The organism is Streptomyces alkaliphilus, assembly GCF_014141535.1.
In the GTDB taxonomy this organism is placed as follows: Bacteria; Actinomycetota; Actinomycetes; order Streptomycetales; family Streptomycetaceae; genus Streptomyces; species Streptomyces alkaliphilus.
Genome location: NZ_VKHT01000311.1, coordinates 1 through 5,216, shown reverse-complemented (window position 1 = coordinate 5,216; position 5,216 = coordinate 1). Strand labels below are relative to the sequence as shown.

Genomic DNA, 5,216 nt, shown 5'->3' with positions numbered 1-5,216 from the left:
GGGGCGGCGAACGCTGGTACCGCACCGGAGACCTCGGGCGTTACCGCCCCGGCGGGGTGATCGAGTTCCTCGGCAGGCGCGACCATCAGGTCAAGCTGCGCGGCCACCGCATCGAGCTCGGGGAGATCGAGAACGTCCTGGCCGGGCATCCGGGGGTCGACCACGCGGTCGTGGTCGTCGCGGGAGAGGGGTCGCGCCGACGGCTCGTCGGCGCGCTGGTGCCCGGAGGATCCGGCACCGGCCCCGACCCGGCCGAGGTGCTGCGCCGGGCCACGGAGCGGCTGCCCGCCTACATGGTGCCCGAGCGGCTCACCGTACTGCCGCAGCTCCCACTGAGCGCCAACGGCAAGGTCGACCGGGCCCGCGTACGCGACCTGGCCGGCGGCGGGGACGACACCGCGCACGTCGGTGAGCCACCCCGGGGCGAGCTGGAGCGGGCCCTGGCCGAGCTGTGGGCAGACCTCCTCGACACCACGACCGACTCGATCGGCCGGGACGACAGCTTCTTCAGTCTGGGCGGGGACAGCGTGCGAGCCATCCGCTTCATCGAACGCGCCCGGCAGGAGCTGCGGGCCGAGGTGCCGCTGGCGGAGTTCTTCTCCGGACCGACGATCCGACGGATCGGCGCGGCCGTGGAAACGGCCGGGGACTGGGAGGCCCTGGAGGAAGGAGCCCTCTGAACCGGCCCCCGGGACCGGCCTCCGGGCCGGACCCGGGGGCCTGCGAGGTGAAGCCCCCGGGGGCGGGCGATTCGATTCACCCGCCCCCGGGGCCTCCACGCGCTGATCCCGTCAGGCGGGCAGCAGCCCCTCGATCAACGCCTCCAGCCCGGCCCGGAAGGCCCTGTCGGCCGCTCCCTCGTCCAACGGCATCTCACCCATCCGGCGCACCCTCGGCAGTCCGGCGGTCCCCGTCCGCGTCATCTGTGCCATGCGCTCCCGACGGCCCTCGGGCAGGGCTGCCGGCAGATTCGACAGGTGCCCGAAGGTGAACCACCACAGGGCCCAGTAGGCGTCCACCGTCTCCCGCTCGTCCAGCCCGGACCGCGCCAGCAGTTCCAGTACCCGCTCCACGTGGGGCAGGACGGCGGGGCCGAAGATCTCACCGCCGCGCAGCGCCTCCACCGCCCACGGGCTCGCCGCCAGATGGTCGCGCAACCCGACGAACGCGAGCGCCAGCAGTTCCCGGGGTTCCCCTTCGTCCGGCAGGATCGGCAGCCCCCGGGCCACGTCGTCGAGCATGGTGACCACCAGCTCGCGCTTGTCCGCCACGTGCCGGTACAACGCCATCGGGGCCACCGACAGGTCCGAGGCGACCCGGCGAATGGTGACGGCGCCCAACCCTTCCCGCTCGGCCACGCGCCGGCCCGCGTCCACGATCACCGACCGGCTCAGCCCGCCCGGCCGCCTGCGGCGGTACGGAGTCGTTCCTCCCCCGCCCGCTGTCGTCACCATGCCGGAAGCCTAGAGGATGCTCCCGGGGCTCCCGCCCGCCGGACGCGAGGGTCGGGCCCGGTCGGTCGGAGTCCGGCGGACACGCGCTGACCAGCGGCGGAAACGACGTGAACAGCCGGATGACCCCCTCGGAGCGGGCCGCGACCGGAGGAGGAGACGGCCCATTGGACGGTCCACGAATGGGGATGGGGCCCGGCTCCGCGTGCGCGGGCATCGCGGGCATCGCGGGTATCGCGGGTATCGGGGGGTGAGGGGAAGGGGTTGCTCTCCCACCGCCCCGGCACGGGAGCGAGGGTTTCGGGGGGACAGGTTCCAGCCGGTACGGGTTGGCGCGGACAGCCGGTTGTCGCGCCGGTCGCATCCCCCTGGAGGGTCGGAGCGCGGGCTGATCCCTCCGGAGCACAGGCCGGGAAGGGTACCGTTCGGGTGTCGATTCGGAAGGGGAGTCAGCATGACGCATGCGACTGACAAACACCCCGTGCCCCCGATGCCGGTATCGGTGGGGGCGAGAATCCGGGCAGTGCGCAAGGCCCGTGGCTGGATGCAACACGGCCTGGCGCAGCGCGCGGGACTGTCGGTGTCCACCATCTCCAAGGTGGAGTCCGGGCACCTGGCGGCCTCTCCGCTCGTGACGGCTGCGTGCGCGCGAGCGCTGCGCGTGTCGGTCACGGACCTTACGGGGCAGCCCTATATGGACGCCCTGAAAGCGGATGAGCTGGAGATCCTCGTACAGCCGCTACGGCAGGCGATCGCGAATCCGTTGCTGCCGGGCGAGGACATCGAGCCGCGTGAACCGGCATCGATCCGGGCCGACATCGCCCGACTGGACGCCACACGACTGCGCGGTGAGTACATGGCGATCGGCGCGGAGGCCCCAGCCCTGATCGATGAGTTGTTGGTGGTGGTGGACCGTCTACCGGAGGGCCGGGAGCGGGAGGCGGCCTACCGCCTGCTCGCCGACGCGTACCGCCTGGCTCGATCCTTCGTCGGGAAACTGGGCTTCACCGACCTCAGCCTCCTGGCCCTGGATCGGATGCAGCAGACCATCCCGCACTCCGGGGACCCATACCTCCACACCGCCGTGGTCTATTACAGGTCGGAGTACTTTCTCCATCACGGCTTTCCCGAAATCGCGCTGCGGGAGATCGGCCGGGTGGAGGGGACCCTCGATGAACCGGTACGACGAGGGGACCCACAAGCCGCGTCGGTGCGAGGCGCCCTGTACCTCAAGAGCGCGGTGCTGCACTCCCGCACGAGGAAGCCGGGTGCGGCCGGGGAGGTCGCGGCACGAATCGGGGAGGCCCGGGAACTCGCTGACCGCCTGCCCGGACCGGACGCCTACGGGCTGATCTTCGACTCGACGAACGTGGAGCTGCACGCGGCCAGTACGCAGCTCGACCTCGGCGAGGTGGGGCGGATGGTGGAGATGGGCGAGCGCATCCGGATGCCGGCCGGGTGGGTGAGGAATCGCGAGGGCCATCACCACATGGACATGGGCCGCGCATACGAGCTGGTGGGGCGCCGGGGAGATGCGCTGGCGGCACTGGAGCGGGCCCGTCGCACGGCGCCGGCACAGACGCGATACCACCCCACCACGAGGGAAACGGTCCACGCACTGTTGCGGGCGCGGGGGACACCCTCAGCGGAGCTTCGTGGTTACGCACGGTGGATCGGCGTGTAGCACGCTGCTAGCACACGGGAGGAGTCTCGACTTTCATTCATTGATGAAAGTCGAGACCCTTTCACTTCACCATCATGGTGACAGTGAGCACACATCACGTTACAGATCATGCGTCGGCTGGCGAGGCACTCCCCGCGAGGCTGCCGGGAGGACCCATCCACCCGAACCCTGTGCGGGGCCTGCGTCGTTGTACGCGGTGCGGAGAGCTGGTGCAGGAAAGCCACGAAGTCGGGCGGGACAGAGCAGGGGAGCCGCTGTACACCTGCGGAGCGCCGAACCGCGACCAGGAGCCCGCCCCGGCCGTGCGGGAGCCCTCTCAACGAATGTGGTTCCAAAAGCACACGATCGAGCCGGACCATGAGCCGGATGCGGAGCCGATCACGTTCGCCGCGCAGTACGCGGTGTGCGAAGAGGTCGGCCCGGCCGGAGAGGACGACGAGACGGGCACGGATTGGATGCTCGGCCACTTGCGGGCCCATCCGGAGCACCTGACATACCGGGAGATCGTCACCCGCCCATACCGTGCCGCACCGGGAGACCGACTGTGACGGCGGGCAACGAGGCGGAGAGGTTGCGCTCGGTCCTCATCACGCGGCGGTCGGTCCGACGAGGGGACGTGCTGGTGATCGGTGGCCGGCAGATGCAGGTCGTGGAGGTCGTACGCACCGCGTACGGCGCGCGGCTCGGCTTCAAGGGCGGCGAGTGGTTGTGGCTGACGAACCGGTCGGAACTGAACGGGCTTCGGGGACCGGTACCGGGCGCGGGAGGTGAGCTGTGAGCGAGGACGTATCTGCGGGGCCGGGCTGGTGGGAGCCCAAGGGCCGCTGCCGGCTCGGCTGCGAAACATGTTGACCGCCCCGCCTGGCCCCGCTTCCGCCACCCCGATCAGAACCATCCCCGCATGCGCGGGAAGCAGAGTGACTGACCCGGGAGTTTACCGGCGGGGAGTGCCCATTTTCACAAGAAGCGGGGAAACGGACATTCCGCCTTGTCCGGAGCTCCGGGTCATCCACACGGATACCACCGTAGCCGGTCCGGCGGGCCACGGACCGGCTCCTCGCACAGTCGGCCGGGTAGCGGGATAACCGTGGGCAGGGTGCCCTCCGGCACTTGATGAGCACACCGCATCACGACCTCCCGGAGCCGAGGGCCGGGCGTGCGACCCCGGGGCCCGCCACCTCACTTCCTCCGGAGAGGGGGACCCCCGCCCCGGCGAGAGGTGGCCTCTCATGGCTTCTCCTCCACCCGACACCCCCGCCTCTTCGCCTCGTGCAAGCACGGTGCTTGCACACCCCTCCGCCGTCGATCCCGGCCGGGCAAGAGTGCCGGGTCAGGCGGCGGCCGGAACCCGGGCCTCGCGGCAGGCCTGGCAGTGGGTCAGTCCGGACTCCGGGCGCAGCACCACGTTGTGGCACCCCCGACAGGGATACGGCTTTCCCCGAACCGGCCCCGGGGCCACCGGTACGAGCGGCGCCGACGTGGGAGCGGGCGCGGGTGGGGGCAGGTGTTCGCGCAGGCGCCAGGCCAGGATGCCCGCCGCCCGTCCCCGCAGCACCGTCGGCAGCCCCTGCGACAGCGCTCGGATCACCTCCGCCTCGGTCGCCCCACGGACCAGCCAGGCATTGATCCCGGGCGCCAGGGCGCGGCACTCGCGTTCGGAGATCAGCAATCGCGGATCGCGTCGACGCAAGGAATTCACCACACGCATCACCGCCTCGCCGATGGGCTCCCCCTCCCCATCTTCATCCCTGCCGGGATTTCCCTCCCGGTTTTCCGGGACCAGTGCGGGACCATCGGCGCCCGGCATTCCCGCGCCGATGTTTTCCGCGGGAACGGCGGGGAGGGAGTTCGAGGTGTCTTCCGCGACCGGGGCCGGAGCCTCGGGAAGATCCGGGAGGGCGACCGGTTTCGGGGGTTCGGCGGTATTCCCCCGTACAGGCTCGGGGGCTGCCGGGGAACCTGCGGCGGCGCGGGTGTCGGGCATGAGGGTGGTGGATTCCACCTCTCGGACCGGCTCGACCGGCTCGACCACCGGAGCCGCCATCGGCACGGTGGCGGCCGGGGCGGCCTCGGGGCGACGT

General features: G+C 71.2%; 6 protein-coding genes. 4 read left to right on the top strand and 2 right to left on the bottom strand.

The features are described 5' to 3' along the window. Positions 1–680 (top strand): phosphopantetheine-binding protein (locus FNQ90_RS11905; RefSeq protein WP_182606348.1); only part of this gene is annotated, 680 nt, incomplete at its 5' end. Between the two features lie 111 nt (positions 681–791). On the opposite strand, the gene FNQ90_RS11900 is transcribed toward FNQ90_RS11905, so the two are convergent. After that, entirely contained in the window at positions 792–1,454 is a 663-nt protein-coding gene (locus FNQ90_RS11900) for a TetR/AcrR family transcriptional regulator (RefSeq protein ID WP_182606347.1), read from the bottom strand. Between the two features lie 16 nt (positions 1,455–1,470). Here FNQ90_RS11900 and FNQ90_RS11895 point away from each other — a divergent pair, with 16 nt between their 5' ends. The 3 genes from FNQ90_RS11895 (at position 1,471) to FNQ90_RS11885 (ending at position 3,913) form a co-directional block, all read left to right on the top strand. Further along, the gene (locus FNQ90_RS11895) at positions 1,471–3,135 is read left to right on the top strand and encodes a helix-turn-helix domain-containing protein (RefSeq protein WP_323379904.1); all 1,665 of its coding nucleotides are present in this window, start codon (positions 1,471–1,473) and stop codon (positions 3,133–3,135) included. A 209-nt stretch (positions 3,136–3,344) separates the two neighbouring features. Then, positions 3,345–3,683, top strand: coding sequence for a DUF7848 domain-containing protein (locus tag FNQ90_RS11890; protein ID WP_323379903.1), 339 nt, complete (start codon positions 3,345–3,347; stop codon positions 3,681–3,683). Further along, positions 3,680–3,913 (top strand): hypothetical protein, encoded by a 234-nt coding sequence (locus FNQ90_RS11885; protein WP_182606345.1) that lies wholly within the window; start codon positions 3,680–3,682, stop codon positions 3,911–3,913. The genes FNQ90_RS11890 and FNQ90_RS11885 overlap by 4 nt, the downstream gene beginning before the upstream one ends. Positions 3,914–4,465: 552 nt before the next feature. Here the strand turns inward: FNQ90_RS11885 and FNQ90_RS11880 are convergent. Continuing rightward, the gene (locus tag FNQ90_RS11880; protein WP_182606344.1) at positions 4,466–4,834 is read right to left on the bottom strand and encodes a hypothetical protein; all 369 of its coding nucleotides are present in this window, start codon (positions 4,832–4,834) and stop codon (positions 4,466–4,468) included. Positions 4,835–5,216: the final 382 nt, after the last annotated feature.